This is a genomic window from Microbacterium sp. NPDC077663, assembly GCF_044542795.1.
In the GTDB taxonomy this organism is placed as follows: domain Bacteria; phylum Actinomycetota; class Actinomycetes; order Actinomycetales; family Microbacteriaceae; genus Microbacterium.
Genome location: NZ_JBITVE010000004.1, coordinates 106096 through 119702 on the forward strand (window position 1 = coordinate 106096; position 13607 = coordinate 119702).

The following is a 13607-nucleotide window of genomic DNA, read 5'->3' on the forward strand; positions in this document are numbered from 1 at the left end:
GTAAGGCTGCCCTAACTTCCCGAGGTGACATGCGCTCCCGACTCTCTCGCGCTCCAATCGTGCTCGCGCTCACGACCGCACTGTTCGCTGCGCTTACCGCATGCCAGGTGCAGGGTGGCGGCGACGCCTCTGGCCCCTCCGCTTCCCCCGCTCTTGCTGACGTGCAGGTGCTCGCTGACCCGCTCGGCTGGGAGGGGCCGTCCACGGCGGTTGCCGCGCAGTCCTCGATCGAGCCGCTGACCGGCGCGGAACCCGCGCTCCCGGCCACGGTGGTCGACGCGCAGGGCACGCAGGTGACGGTCACCGACACGTCCCGCATCCTCACTCTGGACATCTACGGCTCGCTCTCGCGCATCGTGTTCGAACTGGGCCTCGGCGATTCCGTAGTGGCCCGCGATACCTCGACAGCGTTCCCTGAGGCCTCGAATCTGCCGGTGGTGACCGAGAACGGGCACGATCTGAACGCCGAGGCGATCCTCGACGCGGCTCCGAGTGTCATCCTGACGGATACGAGCCTCGGGCCCTGGGACACGATCCTCCAGATGCGTGACGCCGGGATCCCGGTCGTCGTCGTCGAGTCGCACCGGTCGCTCGAGAACATCGATGACCTCACCGAACAGGTGGCAGCCGCGCTGGGGGTGTCCGACCGCGGGGAGGAACTTGCTGCACGGTCCACGGCCGCCGTCGAGGCTAAGATCGCCGAGATCGCCGAGGTCGCACCGACGAGTCCGAACGAGCGTCTGCGGATGATGTTCCTGTACGCCCGCGGTCAGTCCGGGGTGTACTACCTCTTCGGTGAGGAGTCCGGTGCCGACAGCCTCATCACCGCCCTCGGTGGAGTCGATGTGGCAGCGGAGATCGGGTGGCAGGGCATGCGGCCGGTGACCGACGAGGCCCTCGTCGACGCCAACCCCGACCTGCTCATCATGATGACGAAGGGCCTCGAGTCCGTCGGGGGTGTGGACGGTCTGTCAGAGCATCTGCCGGCAGTTGCCCAGACGGATGCCGGTCGGAACCGGCGCATCGTGGATATGTCCGACGCGACGGTGCTCAGCTTCGGACCCGCATCCGCAGACGTGCTCGACGCCCTCGCCGTCGCGATCTACGCGCCCGAGGCCGTCGGGTGACCTCCGCCGTCGCTGAGCGACCCATGCTCTCTCCCCCTCGTGTCGCAGTTCCGGCGCGCCCTCGTACGCTGGCAATCGCCGTCCAGGCCGCCATGGGGCTCGCACTGATCGTCCTTCTTGTCGTATCGGCGGGAACGGGTCAGCTCGCCATCCCGCCCGACCAGGTCGTCGGCGCATTCATCCGCGGGTGGAACGACGCCCTGTCAGCGATCGGCTGGGACGCGCTGGCGCTCCCACCGGGCGCGGCCATGGCGCACGTGAACGGAGAAGCGACCCTCTGGCTGATCCGGATGCCGCGGCTGTTCATGGCCGTCCTCGTCGGTGCGACACTGGCCGTCGCCGGTGTCGTCATGCAAGGCGTCTTCCGCAATCCACTGGCCGAGCCCGGTGTCATCGGCATCTCCTCAGGTGCGGCGGTCGGCGCCGCAGCCGCCATCGTGTTCGGCCTGTCGTTCGCGGGTCCGCTCACCTTGCCCCTCCTTGCCTTCGCCGGCGGACTGGCCGCCACGGTCATCGTCTACTCGGCGTCGCGCGCCGACGGGCGGACGGAGGTGGTCACACTCGTGCTGACGGGTATCGCCGTGAACGCCGTCGGTGGCGCGATCATCGCCCTGTTCACCTATCTCGGCTCGACCCAGGAGCGCGAACAGATCGTGTTCTGGCAGCTCGGGTCTCTCAACGGCACCCGGTGGCAGGATCTCGCGATCGTCGCCCCACTCGCGATTATCGGCATCATCGCGTGCACCCTCTTCGCGCCGAGTCTCGATCTCCTCGCACTCGGCGAGCGGCAAGCCGAGCACCTCGGCGTGCGCGTGGAGGGACTCCGGATCGCGGCCATCATCGTCATCGCGCTCCTCACGTGCGCGGCAGTGGCATTCGTGGGGATCATCGGATTCGTCGGCCTCGTCGTCCCGCACCTCATGAGGATGATCCTCGGACCTGCACATCGCCTCCTCCTTCCCGCATGTGCGCTGGGCGGGTCGCTCCTACTGGTGGCCGCCGATCTCGTCGCCCGCACCGCCATCGCCGGGTCAGAACTCCCCATCGGAATGATCACGGCCCTCATCGGCGGACCATTCTTCTTTTGGCTCCTCCGCCGCACCCGCCGCAGATCCGGAGGCTGGGGATGACCGTCGTCCTGCGCGCACGCGGACTCACCGTGAACGCCGGCGGCCGCCGCCTGCTCGATGACGTCGACCTCGACCTGCACGCCGGGGAAGTCCTCGCGCTCGTCGGACCGAACGGGGCGGGCAAGTCCACGCTGCTCTCTGTCCTGGCCGGAGACCGAGCGGCCGCCGGGTCCGTGGAGCTCAGCGGGCGAGCCCTCGAATCGTGGACGGCGTCGCAACGAGCACGGCGCCGGTCCGTCCTCACGCAGAGCAACGAGGTGTCCTTTCCCTTCCTGGCCGTCGACGTGGTCCGCATGGGGAGGGCGCCATGGCGCCGACGCGCCGAAGCGGCCCGCGACGAGACAGCCGTCGCTGAGGCGCTAGACGCGGGTGAGGTCACGGCGTTCGCGGAGCGCCCGGTGACCGCGCTCTCCGGCGGCGAACGAGCGCGCGTCTCCTTCGCCCGGACGGTCGCGCAGGAATGCCACATCGCGCTGCTGGACGAACCGACAGCGAGCCTGGACATCCGACACCAGCACCGCGTGCTCGCAAAGACCCGCGAACGGACAGTCACGGGAGGCGCGGCCGTGGTCGTCCTGCACGACCTCGTCCTCGCCGCCGCCTACGCCGACCGCATCGCCGTGCTGGATCGCGGCTCGATCGCCGCGATCGGGACGCCCCGAGAAGTGCTCGACCCCGTCCTCCTGACGAAGGTCTACCGTCACCCCGTCCACGTCGTCGAAGGGCCGCACGGCGGCCTCGTCGTCCTCCCCGAACCCGCCGGTGCGCTGCCCAACGCCCTGGCAGAACCCGCCCAGGAGCACTCCTCATGACACCCACACATCGGTTCATCGCCGCGGCCGCGACGCTGACCGTCAGTTTGATCGCCGCCCTCGCCCTCGCGCCCGCCGCCTGGGCTGCGGCCTCCGTGTCGGTCCGAACAGCCGACGGCGCGGCGCCCGCGGCCGACGCGGCGACCAGCATCACGGTCTCGGGAACGGGATTCCAATCCATCGTCGGCGGGTTCGGGGGTGTCTACGTGCTCTTCGGCTGGGTGGACGGCGACGCGTGGCAGCCGAGCGCGGGCGGGGTCGTCGGAGACGACTATCGCTACGTGCCGGACGCGGAGGCCGCCGAGAACAACGGCTACCAACGCTTCATCGCCTTCCCCGGCGGGCAGACAGAGGAGTCCGCCAATGCGGTCCTCGCCGAGGACGGCTCCTGGTCGATCGACATGGTCATCCCGGGAGCGTCGTTCGACAGCCGCGACCGCGACGGCAGCGTGAGCGCGGTCGACTGCCGACAGGTCACGTGCGGCATCATCACCATCGGCGCGCACGGCGTGAAGAACGCGAACAACGAGACCTTCACGCCGATCGCCTTCACCACGGACGACAAGCCGGCGACGTCAGAAGAGGCGCCCGCGGAGAGCCCAGTCGCCGCGGCGGGAGACGTCCGTGTCGGCGTGGAGTCCACGACCGTGCAAGCGGGTGCCGCCATCGTCTTCACCGGGCGCGGCTTCACCGCCGGCGAGCAGGTCGTCGCGTCGCTGGACGGCGGACTTGCCGCGGTCGGTCCCCTCACGGCCGGTTCGCAGGGCGAAGTCGCTGCGGCCGTGCAAGTTCCACGCGAAGTGCGAGACGGCACGCACCTGCTCACCCTGCGCGGTGCCGGATCAGGAGCGGTTGCCGAAGTCGAGGTGAGCGTCACCGGCGGAACCGCCGTCGCGGCCGTTGCCGCCGTCGAACAGGCGCCGTCCTGGGCCATCATCCTGATGCTCGTGGCGAGCGCGGTCTCGATCCTCCTCATCGTCGCCAGTCTCATCACCGCCATCGTGCGTGCAGGTCGCCGGCGTCGAGAGCGGCGGTCTCGCTCCGTCGCGGAGGTCTCGGCGTGAGGGGCATCCGATCGGCCGCGACGGCGCTGCGCGCGCTTGCCACCCTCGTCCTGGTGGGTGGCACCGTCGGGGTGCCGGCCGCTGCCTTCGCGACGGCACCGGACGACATCGTCGTGGTCGTCCCCGAACGCGACGACCAGTCAAATCCGCCAGAGGGTGGCCTCGTCCTCGACGACGCGCAGCTGAGATGGGGCCTGAACGCCGAGTCCGGCAGCGGCGCCTTCGCGGGTGGTTGCAACTTCCTCAGCGCCGGGCAAGCGGGCGACACCGGTGGTGCCCGCGTCTGGACGGAAGCAGACGGGTTCTACCGCGCCGAAAGCGGCTCGGTCCGCATCGAGAAGCCAACCGGCGACGGAGCGTGGGAGGCCGCGAGCTGGGCCACGAAGTGCCTCGACCCCTCGGGCGCGCCGGTCACGGCATCCTCCACCTCGAGCGCGACCGGCAATCAGGTCGTGATGGATGCTGGCGTGGGCACGCGATCCGACAGCGGACTCGAGATCCGGTGGAGCGGATCGTTCTCGGTCGTCTTCTACGGGGGTATGACGTACTGGAGCGTGAGCGACCCCGTCCTCACACTCGACGAGAAGGGTTCCGGTCGCCTCACCGCGACCGCGAGCGGCTTCGCGACCTCGATGGAGGACCTCACCAACTGGCAGCCCATCGCAGCCCGTCAGATCGTCCTCGCCGACATCCACGGCGCGGATTCACAGGAGGGCGAAGGCTTCACGGTCACCCCCGAGTACCTGGGTGTGACGAGTCGAGGCTCAGGTCAGATCGACCGCGGGTCATCGGACGCATCCATCTGGGGCTCGTTCCCGCAATCGTTCGTCGACTTCCACCGGCTCACCGGGCAGCAGGGATACTGGGTCACCACCGGCGGGATTCGGGATGCCGCGAAGCCGGCCTCTCCGCTCACGGTCAGCTTCGACGCTGCCGCTCCGATCGACGTACCGCCTCCCACCACAGGCACAGCCTCCGCCGGGTCGCCGGCGAAGACGCAGCGCCCCGCGCTGCCGCTGCCCGCGCCGATCGCGGCACCTCTCGCCGAGGTCGTGGCCGCGAACGCGCCGCTGGTCACGCAGCTGTTGCCGCCAGGTCTCATCCCGCAGGCGGCAGCCGGGCTTCCGGCTCTTGTCCTGCCGCTGCTCGGGACCGGAGCCGCGTTCGGTCTGGGAATCGTGGCAGTCCTCAGCCTCCTGAGGCTGCTTCCGTGGCAGACGACAAGCCGGGTAGGCATCGTTCCCGGACAGGATGGAACCCCCGTCGATTCCGCGTAGCGCCGCGGACGATCGGCGTCAGGGTTCGTGACGTTCTTCGAGAAGCGTGTGGATGAGCACATCGCTGGCGAACTGTTCGATGTCGTCGGTGCGCCAGTGCCGTTCGATGGCGAAGAGACGCCAGAGGTCGGGTCTGAGGATGCCGTGAACGATGTCCGCGGCCTTCTCCGGCGACACGGTCAAGCCCCGCACCAGGTGCACAAGCGTGCGCTGATCGCGATGTCGTCCAGCTTCGAGCTCACGGACGTCCGGTTCGAGCTCCGAGTCGTGCGCAGCAGCATCCGCGAATACCTGCCAGATCGGGTACGAGCGCTCCGCGAGGCGGAGCGACTCCGACACGAGGGTGCGAATCTGCACCCGGGGGTCGGGCTCGGCTGCGAACGTCGACACCCAGGGCAGATCGGGAACTGATGCCGCGTTCCCGGATCCGACGACCGCGTTCCGTCCGACGTCTCGGAGCAAGTCTGCCTTCTGCCCGACGGCGAGATAGATCGTCTGCACGGACACGCCCGCCGCCTGGGCGATGGCTGCCACGGAGGTATGCACGTACCCGTCAGCGAGGAAGGCGTCGCGCGCCGCGGCGACGATCCGCTCTCGCGTACGAGCTCGCTCGCGGAGAGCGCGTTGCTGTCGAGCGGTGGCGTCGTATCGACGACGCGCTTGGGGATCGGCGTCCGTCATGGCTATATTCTAACTTGAACCGGATTCCATTGTGAATGGAGGGAGCGTCGTGGCCACTGTCATCGCAGCGTGCGCACCGTTGCGAGGCCATGTAGATCCAGTCCTTGGAGTGGTGCGTGGCCTGGTCGCGGACGGGCATCGCGTTGTCATGACGACCGGATCACGCTTTGAACCCCTCGTGCGGTCCGCGGGCGCAGAGTTCGTCGCGCTGAGCGGGCGAGCGGACTTTGACGAGCGTGATCTTGATGCCTACTTGCCGGATCAGCACCGCTATCGGGGCGTCGCTCTGTCGCAGTACCAACTGCAGCACACCTTCATCCATCCGCTTCCGGACCAGTGGGCGACCATCCGAGATCTGCTGGGATCGACGAACGCCGACATCGTGATGGTCGATCATCTCTTCGCCGGAGTCACGCCGCTGCTCGCGCTTCCGACGGATCAGCGTGTGCCGGTCGTCGGGTTGGGGATCGGCCCGTTGGCGCAGTTGAGCGCCAATGCTGCGCCGGCGGGGATGGCGTTGCAGCCGTCCTGGACCGCGGTCGGCCGGCTGCGGAATCGTCTGCTCAACACGGTCGCCACGCGGGTCGTGTTCCGAAAGACGCAGGGGCTCGCGCGGCGCCTCTTCGCGGAGGCGACCGGGCACCCGCTTCCGTCCGACTTTCCATTCATTCTCGATCTCACCTCCCGCTTCGACCGGCTCCTGCAGCTCGGACCGCGCGAGTTCGAATATGCGCTCACCGATCTCGCCGCGGGGGTGCGCTTCGTCGGTCGACCCGCGGGCGCCCTCGCGGAGGTTCCGCTCCCGGACTGGTGGGACGAGGTGAACGACGGTCGCCCGATCGTCCATGTCACGCAAGGCACGCTGGCAAATGGTGACTTCACCGCGCTGCTTGTCCCTGCCCTGGAGGGACTGGCGGACCTCGATGCGCACGTCGTGGTGAGCACTGGCGGTGCGGACGTCGCCGCTCTCGGCGCGCTGCCCGCCAACGCAAGAGCGGCCGCGTTCCTGCCGTACGATCGCCTGCTGCCGCGGCTGCATGCGCTGGTGAGCAACGGAGGCTTCGGAACGGTCCTCGCGGCGCTGGGCCACGGTGTTCCCGTCGTGATCGCCCCCGGGGCGGAGGACAAGCCGGAAGTAGCAGCCCGCGTCCAACACTTCGGCGTCGGCATCAACCTGCGCACCTCCCACCCGACCGCCGCGCAGATCGCCTCGGCCGTCGATACGGTCCTCAACGAACCTCGCTATCGCGCAAACGCCGTCGATCTGGCTGACGCCATCACTCGATACGAACCGCGCCTTGCCGTGCGCAAAGAGGCGGCCGCGCTGCTAGGGGGCTGAGATTCACAGGCCGGGTGCTGGCGCCATGCTGGGGGGCCGGCGTCAGCACCCACTTCTCCAATGCAGACGTGCTATAGATCTTCGATCTGCTCCGCGATGAACTCCGCCATCGCGTCAGCTCCGTCATGGTCGTCCGCGGTGACAGTGACGACTGCGTTCCCGGCGAAGATCACGAGCTGTCCGTACGCGCCGTGCAGCCGCCACGCCGCCCCGGGACCGCCCCACCCCGCGAGACCATACCGGCTGTAAGAGGGCCCGGTGCCGGCGACCACCGTCTGCGTGTGCATCAGGTCGATCCATTCCGCCGACAGGAGGCGCTGCTCTCCCCATACGCCACGGTCGCCGATCAGTCGACCCACCCGGGCGAGCTCCTCCGTGCGGAGATGCAGTCCGCCACCCGCGGCGATGAAGCCGCGCGGGCACCTGTCCCAGGTGACATCACGGATGCCCAGGGGTTCCCACAGCCGAGGTTCCAAGAAAGCGGGAATGTCGCCGACCCTCACGTGGAGCACACGCATGGCGGTGTACGTGCTCGCGTTCGAATACTGAAACTGACGGCCGCGCGACGGTCGACGGAGATACTCCACCGCGAGGTCGGGATGGTCCGTGAGCAGCGTCTCAGACCAAGGGAAATCGACGCCGGTGGTCATGGTGAGAAGATGCCGGAGGGTCACCAACTCGGTGCCGGAGCCGACCTCCGGAACCTCGAGGTACTCCACAATCGGTGTATCGAACGAGAGGAGGCCCTCGTCGGCGGCCATGGCCGCAGCAAGTACGCACACGCCCTTTGACACCGAATGAATGTCTTCCCTCGTATCGGGCGTCCATCGGTGAACGGCCTCATCGGAACCGACCCGGACATGGACCCCGCGTGCGCGGAAACCCGACGCCGCGACTCGGGCCGTGATGGCGTCGCGAACCGTCGCAGCGATCATCAAGGCCCTCCCAACGTGCATGTCCGACCGGGGGAGGGCGAACGCAGCGTTCCGCGCACGCCTCCGGCTAGGTAAGGCTACGCTTACCTCTCGTGGACACAGAGCTGCGCGGTGATGACCTCGTCCTCGCTTATGGGCGCCAAGAGGTGGTGCACGGGGTGTCCGTGCGCATCCGCCCGGGCATCGTCACAGCGCTCATCGGCCCGAACGGCAGCGGCAAGTCGACAGTGCTCCGCGCACTCGCGCGTCTCCACGAACGCACGTCCGGCGAGGTCCAGGTGCGCGAAGGCGACGCTGTGTTGTCGCCGCTCTCGGCTCGAGACTTCGCGCGCCACGTGACATTGCTGTCCCAGTCCCGACCCCACCCCTCCGGTCTCTCCGTTCGGGATGTTGTCGCGTACGGCCGGCATCCGCATCGTCGCCGGTTCGCCGCCATGACGCAGGGGGACCTCGATGCGATCCATCGCTCCCTCGAGCTCACCGGTCTCGGTGCGATGCAGGGCCGTGCCGTCGATCAGCTCTCCGGCGGTGAACTGCAGCGCGTCTGGCTCGCGACCTGCCTCGCCCAGGACACCGGCGTCTTGCTGCTCGACGAGCCCACCAACCACCTCGACCTCCGCTACCAGGTCGAGACGCTCGATCTCGTGCGCGAACTCGCCGACGAGCACGGCACTGCCCTCGGGATCGTCCTCCACGACCTGGGCCAGGCCGCGACCGTCGCCGACGAGGTCGTGCTGCTGCACCAAGGCCGCGTGGTCGCGCACGGTGCCCCTGAGCACGTGCTCACCTCCGGCCACCTCAGCGAGGTGTACGGACTGCGGATCGAGGTCGACCGCGATCCTGCGACCGGCTTCATCCGCGTGCATCCGCGAGGTCGTCATCACGGCCGCGCCCTCGCGTGAGCCGCCCCCTTCCTTCCCGCCACCTGCCCATCACCGAAAGAGACTCATGACCCGTCGTCCTGCGCGCCCCCTGCTCGGCGCTGCGATGCTCCTGCCCCTGCTGCTTATCACCGCCTGCGGAACGACGCAGACGGGCGACGACGCGGCGACGCCCTCGGCTGCCGCCAGCGCCGACTGCGCCGATGACACCACCGCGACCTCGACGGGCCCGGTGTCGCTGACGGATGCCTTCGACCGGACGGTCGAGCTCGACGCGCCCGCCGAGCGCATCGCCGTGCTGGAGTGGCAGCAGATCGAGGACGCGCTGACCCTGTGCGTCACCCCCGTCGCGGTCGCCGATGCCGAGGGGTACACGACATGGGACACCGCAGAGGTGCTCCCCGGGAGCGTGACGGATGTCGGGACGCGACAGGAGCCGAACTTCGACGCCATCCTCGGCGCCGACCCCGACCTCATCATCGTCGAGGCGTACACCGCCGAGGACGAGATCATCGGGCAGCTCGAGGAGTACGGCGTGCCGGTGCTCGCAACGAAGGGCGCCGACGCCGCCGACCCGATCGGTCAGATGAAGGCGACGTTCGAGCTGATCGCGCAGGCGACGGGCCGCGAGGAGCGGGCCGACGCCGTGCTCGATGCGTTCGACGCGAGCGTTGCGGAGGCGAAGCAGGCGGTCGCCGAGACGGAGCTCGTCTCCGACTCGTTCGCCTACTTCGACGGGTGGATCGACGGCGGCAACGTGTCGCTCCGCTTCTTCAGCAGCGGGTCCCTCATCGGCGCCCTGGGTGAAGAGCTCGGCCTGAAGAACGCGTGGACGGGGGAGGCCGACCCCGCCTACGGGCTCGGGATCACCGACATCGAGGGTGCGACGGCCATCGGCGACGCGTACCTCCTGCACACGAGCACGAACGACGCCGAGAGCGACATCATGCCCGAGCTCGCGACGAGTGAGGTGTGGACCTCGATTCCCGCGGTGGCCGAAGATCGCATCGCCGGCTTCCCGGTGGGCATCTGGACCTTCGGCGGTCCCCGGTCGGCCGAGCAGATCCTCGACGCATACGTCGCGGCGCTCACGAACTGAGCCCGCGGGTGATGTCCGACGCCAGGAGCCGGGAGCCGGTCGGTCACGACCCGGTTCGGCCGGTCCTCGAGCAGACCGGCGCCCGGTTCGCACTGGGGGCGACGGCAGTGCTGGTGCTGCTCGGCGGCATCCTCCTGCTGGCGTCGGGCGTCCACCTCACGCAGGGCACGTCGGGGCTCGGCCTCGCCGAGCTCCTGCCCGTCCTCCTCAGCGACGGCGCGGCGCAGCCCGGTGCGCGCGAGATCCTCATCGGGTCGCGCGTGCCGCGTCTCGCGGCCGGACTCCTGGTCGGGTTCGCCCTGGGGGCGGCCGGTGCGCTCTTCCAGTCGCTGTCGCGCAACCCGCTGGCATCCCCCGACACGCTGGCGGTCACCAGCGGCTCATACTTCGCGGTCGCGCTCGTCTCCGTCCTCGGCATCACCCTGCCGTTCTGGGCATCGGGGGGCGTGGCCTTCCTCGGTGGCCTCGCCGCGGCTGCGGTCGTCCTCGGACTCGCCGGCGGCGCCGGGTCGTCCACCACCCGGCTCATCCTCGCGGGGTCGGCGGTCATGCTCGCGCTGCAGGCCGCGACATCGGCGCTACTCATCCTCTTCGCCCAAGAGACCACGGGCCTGTTCGCCTGGGGGAGCGGCAGCCTCAGCCAGCTCGGCCTAGCCGCGTTCCAGCAGGCGGCTCCGCTGGTCCTGATTGCCGTCGTCGTCGGCGTGCTGCTCTCACGCCGCCTCGACATCGTCGCGCTCGGCGACGACACGGCGCAGTCCCTCGGCGTGCCGGTGCGATCGACCCGAGCGATCGGCACGGTCCTCGCGGTGCTCCTCACCGCCGCTGCGGTGACGCTAGCCGGGCCGATCGGGTTCGTCGGTCTCGCTGCGCCAATCATCACGCGGCTGCTGAGCACCCGCGTCCCCGCGCTCCACCGCCACAGCATCCTCCTCATCGCGTCGGGCCTCGTCGGCGCCATCGTCGTGGTCGGCTCCGACGTCGCCATCCGTGCGATCCTCGGCGCCGACAGGGCGACGTCTGTTCCGACCGGGGTCGCGACGACGCTGCTGGGTGCCGTGCTGCTCGTCGCGCTGGCCCGTAGGGCTCGTGACGCCGGACCCACGCGCCGCCCGCCCGCGGCGACCATCACCGTCCGCAACCGGCGTCGGGTCGTCATCGTCGTCGCAGCGACGACCGCGCTCCTCATCGGTGCGATCCTGCTGGGGCTCCTCGGTGGACACCGTTGGCTTCTGACCGGGGATCTGCTGCTGTGGATGCAGGGGGATGCCGCGCCCGTCATCCGGTTCGCGCTCGACGAGCGTGCGCCGCGGGTGCTCGCCGCGGTCTCCGCGGGTGCAACGCTCGCACTCGCGGGCGCGCTCGTGCAGGCCGCGAGTCGCAACCCGCTCGCCGAACCCGGCATCCTCGGCATCACCGGTGGCGCCGGCCTCGGAGCCGTCATCGCCATCACCTCGGGTGCCGCGCTCGGCGTCGGGATCCTGCCGCCGGCGATCGCGGGCGGGCTGCTCGCGTTCGCGCTCGTGTACGGCCTCGCCTGGCGTCGGGGACTCAGTGCCGACCGGCTCGTCCTGATCGGCATCGGTGTCTGGTACGGCACTGCCGGGCTCTCCACGTTCCTTCTTCTCCGCGCGAACCCGTTCGACACCCCCGCCATCTACACCTGGCTGTCCGGCACGACCTACGGCCGCGGGTGGTCCGACGCGCTGCCGGTCGCGCTCTCCATGATCGTTGCACTGATGCTCGTCATCCCGAGGACGCGCGAGCTCGACCTTCTTGCGCTCGACGACGATACGCCGCGCCTCGCCGGCGTGCGGTTGGAACGCACGCGCTTGATCCTGCTTGTGACGGCCGCGCTGCTCGCCGTGTTCAGCGTGAGCGCGATTGGCGTGCTCGGCTTCGTCGGGCTCGTCGCTCCGCACGCCGCAAGAGCCCTCGTCGGGGGACGCCACTCGCGGGTGGTACCCGTCTCGATGCTGCTCGGCGCCGCGCTGGTCGCGATCGCCGATCTGCTCGGACGAACCGTCATCGCCCCCGCACAGCTCCCCGCCGGCATCGTCGTCGCCCTCGTCGGCGCGCCGTACTTCATTTACCTGCTCGCACGGTCGCGCTCGTAGACCGCTGACCCGGTGGCAGCAGCGGGGTTTCCTCGCGTAAGCGGAAGTATTGGCTGCTCAGGCCGGAATGCATACGGACAATCTACGGTCGCGGAGGCGGCGGGAGCAGGCCCGATCTATCCTGAGCCGACGAGGGTGCTTCTGACCTCAACGGCATCGCGAACACCGACATCCGCGACGGCTCGCCCTCTATTCCCCAGCCGCTCTCGGCTGATTCGCTCCGATCGTCACGTTCCCGGATCGAGGAGCACCTCCCTTCCCATTGACAGTGCGGGTCGAATGACTTCGGACCTCTCTGGCGGTGAGCCCGCCCGCTGGGGTGCGTGTCGGCATCTCGACGCCTCTCACGAACAACGGTGGATCGCAAGCCCCTCTGTGCTTGGGTGCGGGCGGATAGCGTCACTCATGCGGGCGGGGTGTGGGCCTCAGGCAGCCCACCTGCAACGGCCCATCGTCCACTCCGAGTACCGCCCTGGCGTGACTCATACGGGGCGGACGGGCGGTGAGTGACCCACATCCCGACCCAGCGCCAGCACATCCTCAGGCAGGTTCGACGAGGTCGACGGCGTCGACCATTGCCTCTAAGAATTCGACGACATGTTTCTGCTGAGTCGGGCTCATCTTCGAGGCGACCGCGTACATGCGGATGTGCATCTTCCCGAGAGTGTCGCGAACTTCTTCGTTGGCGTGGGCGGTGGCTGTGATCATGATGCCGCGCCGGTCGCCGGTGACCCCGACCCGCTCAACTCGGCCGTCTTTGACGAGCTTGTCGATCATGGTCGTGATTGAGGCGGAGGTGATGCCGAGGTAGCGGGCGAGTTCGTAGGGGCGAGCGCTGTGGGCTGGCTGACGCAACAGGTAACGCAGCGCGAGGAGCTCGTTTTCACCCATCGCCATTGAGTCTCGGGTTCGGCGCCGCATCGCAGCTTCGGCAGCTCGGTAGGTGCGCAGAGCTTCGAGAACGCGGCGGGCGCGTTCCTTTTGGCCGGGGGCGTCGTCGTACCAGTAGCCGCCACGGCCGACGCTCCGGGTGGAATCAGTCATTTGTGTTCCTCGCTCGACGCGTACACCGTAAGCACACGATAATCGAGGATGAGCTCGAGGCCGGACTTGCTCATCCCCACTTATATTCACTCGGGAAGGAC

Annotated in this window: 12 protein-coding genes; 9 read left to right on the forward strand and 3 right to left on the reverse strand. The window is 69.0% G+C overall.

Going from position 1 to position 13607, the window contains the following annotated elements; genetic code table 11:
* The first annotated feature begins 29 nt into the window (after positions 1-29).
* From ACIGEP_RS16385 to ACIGEP_RS16405, 5 genes are read left to right on the forward strand one after another with little or no spacing between them, the layout of a single operon-like run.
* Positions 30-1127 (forward strand): hemin ABC transporter substrate-binding protein, encoded by a 1098-nt coding sequence (locus tag ACIGEP_RS16385; RefSeq protein WP_396662708.1) that lies wholly within the window; start codon positions 30-32, stop codon positions 1125-1127.
* Positions 1128-1150: 23 nt separating this feature from the next.
* Positions 1151-2257, forward strand: coding sequence for a FecCD family ABC transporter permease (locus tag ACIGEP_RS16390; RefSeq protein WP_396662709.1), 1107 nt, complete (start codon positions 1151-1153; stop codon positions 2255-2257).
* Entirely contained in the window at positions 2254-3069 is an 816-nt protein-coding gene (locus ACIGEP_RS16395; RefSeq protein WP_396662710.1) for a heme ABC transporter ATP-binding protein, read from the forward strand. Before ACIGEP_RS16390 ends, ACIGEP_RS16395 begins: the two co-directional genes overlap by 4 nt.
* Positions 3066-4133: a hypothetical protein gene (locus ACIGEP_RS16400; RefSeq protein WP_396662711.1), complete on the forward strand. Its 1068-nt coding sequence runs from the start codon at positions 3066-3068 to the stop codon at positions 4131-4133. Before ACIGEP_RS16395 ends, ACIGEP_RS16400 begins: the two co-directional genes overlap by 4 nt.
* Positions 4130-5410 carry a hypothetical protein gene (locus tag ACIGEP_RS16405; protein ID WP_396662712.1) on the forward strand — a complete coding sequence of 427 codons (1281 nt, stop codon included), beginning with the start codon at positions 4130-4132 and terminating at the stop codon, positions 5408-5410. Before ACIGEP_RS16400 ends, ACIGEP_RS16405 begins: the two co-directional genes overlap by 4 nt.
* Positions 5411-5428: 18 nt before the next feature.
* Here the strand turns inward: ACIGEP_RS16405 and ACIGEP_RS16410 are convergent, their stop codons facing one another.
* Positions 5429-6091 (reverse strand): TetR/AcrR family transcriptional regulator, encoded by a 663-nt coding sequence (locus ACIGEP_RS16410; RefSeq protein ID WP_396662713.1) that lies wholly within the window; start codon positions 6089-6091, stop codon positions 5429-5431.
* Positions 6092-6140: 49 nt separating this feature from the next.
* On the opposite strand from ACIGEP_RS16410, the gene ACIGEP_RS16415 reads away from it, so the two are divergent.
* Complete coding sequence (locus ACIGEP_RS16415; RefSeq protein WP_396662714.1) at positions 6141-7430, forward strand: nucleotide disphospho-sugar-binding domain-containing protein; 1290 nt, start codon at positions 6141-6143, stop codon at positions 7428-7430.
* 71 nt (positions 7431-7501) lie between these two features.
* On the opposite strand, the gene ACIGEP_RS16420 is transcribed toward ACIGEP_RS16415, so the two are convergent.
* A complete protein-coding gene (locus ACIGEP_RS16420) occupies positions 7502-8365 on the reverse strand; it encodes a serine hydrolase domain-containing protein (protein ID WP_396662716.1) in 864 nt (287 codons plus the stop codon).
* A gap of 92 nt (positions 8366-8457) precedes the next feature.
* Between ACIGEP_RS16420 and ACIGEP_RS16425 the strand changes: the two genes are divergently transcribed.
* The 3 genes from ACIGEP_RS16425 to ACIGEP_RS16435 are packed head-to-tail and all read left to right on the forward strand — an operon-like array spanning position 8458 to position 12462.
* Complete coding sequence (locus ACIGEP_RS16425) at positions 8458-9267, forward strand: ABC transporter ATP-binding protein (RefSeq protein WP_396662717.1); 810 nt, start codon at positions 8458-8460, stop codon at positions 9265-9267.
* 46 nt (positions 9268-9313) lie between these two features.
* Positions 9314-10345, forward strand: coding sequence for an iron-siderophore ABC transporter substrate-binding protein (locus ACIGEP_RS16430; protein WP_396662718.1), 1032 nt, complete (start codon positions 9314-9316; stop codon positions 10343-10345).
* A gap of 11 nt (positions 10346-10356) precedes the next feature.
* A complete protein-coding gene (locus ACIGEP_RS16435) occupies positions 10357-12462 on the forward strand; it encodes an iron ABC transporter permease (protein ID WP_396662719.1) in 2106 nt (701 codons plus the stop codon).
* A gap of 540 nt (positions 12463-13002) precedes the next feature.
* On the opposite strand, the gene ACIGEP_RS16440 is transcribed toward ACIGEP_RS16435, so the two are convergent.
* A complete protein-coding gene (locus tag ACIGEP_RS16440) occupies positions 13003-13506 on the reverse strand; it encodes a MarR family winged helix-turn-helix transcriptional regulator (RefSeq protein ID WP_396662720.1) in 504 nt (167 codons plus the stop codon).
* Positions 13507-13607: the final 101 nt, after the last annotated feature.

Excerpts from the sequence above, each read along its gene's own strand:
- ACIGEP_RS16385 (WP_396662708.1), top strand. The coding sequence starts at position 30 with ATGCGCTCCCGACTCTCTCGCGCTCCAATCGTGCTCGCGCTCACGACC.
- ACIGEP_RS16390 (WP_396662709.1), top strand. The coding sequence starts at position 1,151 with ATGCTCTCTCCCCCTCGTGTCGCAGTTCCGGCGCGCCCTCGTACGCTG.
- ACIGEP_RS16395 (WP_396662710.1), top strand. The coding sequence starts at position 2,254 with ATGACCGTCGTCCTGCGCGCACGCGGACTCACCGTGAACGCCGGCGGC.
- ACIGEP_RS16400 (WP_396662711.1), top strand. The coding sequence starts at position 3,066 with ATGACACCCACACATCGGTTCATCGCCGCGGCCGCGACGCTGACCGTC.
- ACIGEP_RS16410 (WP_396662713.1), bottom strand. The coding sequence starts at position 6,091 with ATGACGGACGCCGATCCCCAAGCGCGTCGTCGATACGACGCCACCGCT.
- ACIGEP_RS16420 (WP_396662716.1), bottom strand. The coding sequence starts at position 8,365 with ATGATCGCTGCGACGGTTCGCGACGCCATCACGGCCCGAGTCGCGGCG.
- ACIGEP_RS16430 (WP_396662718.1), top strand. The coding sequence starts at position 9,314 with ATGACCCGTCGTCCTGCGCGCCCCCTGCTCGGCGCTGCGATGCTCCTG.
- ACIGEP_RS16435 (WP_396662719.1), top strand. The coding sequence starts at position 10,357 with ATGTCCGACGCCAGGAGCCGGGAGCCGGTCGGTCACGACCCGGTTCGG.
- ACIGEP_RS16440 (WP_396662720.1), bottom strand. The coding sequence starts at position 13,506 with ATGACTGATTCCACCCGGAGCGTCGGCCGTGGCGGCTACTGGTACGAC.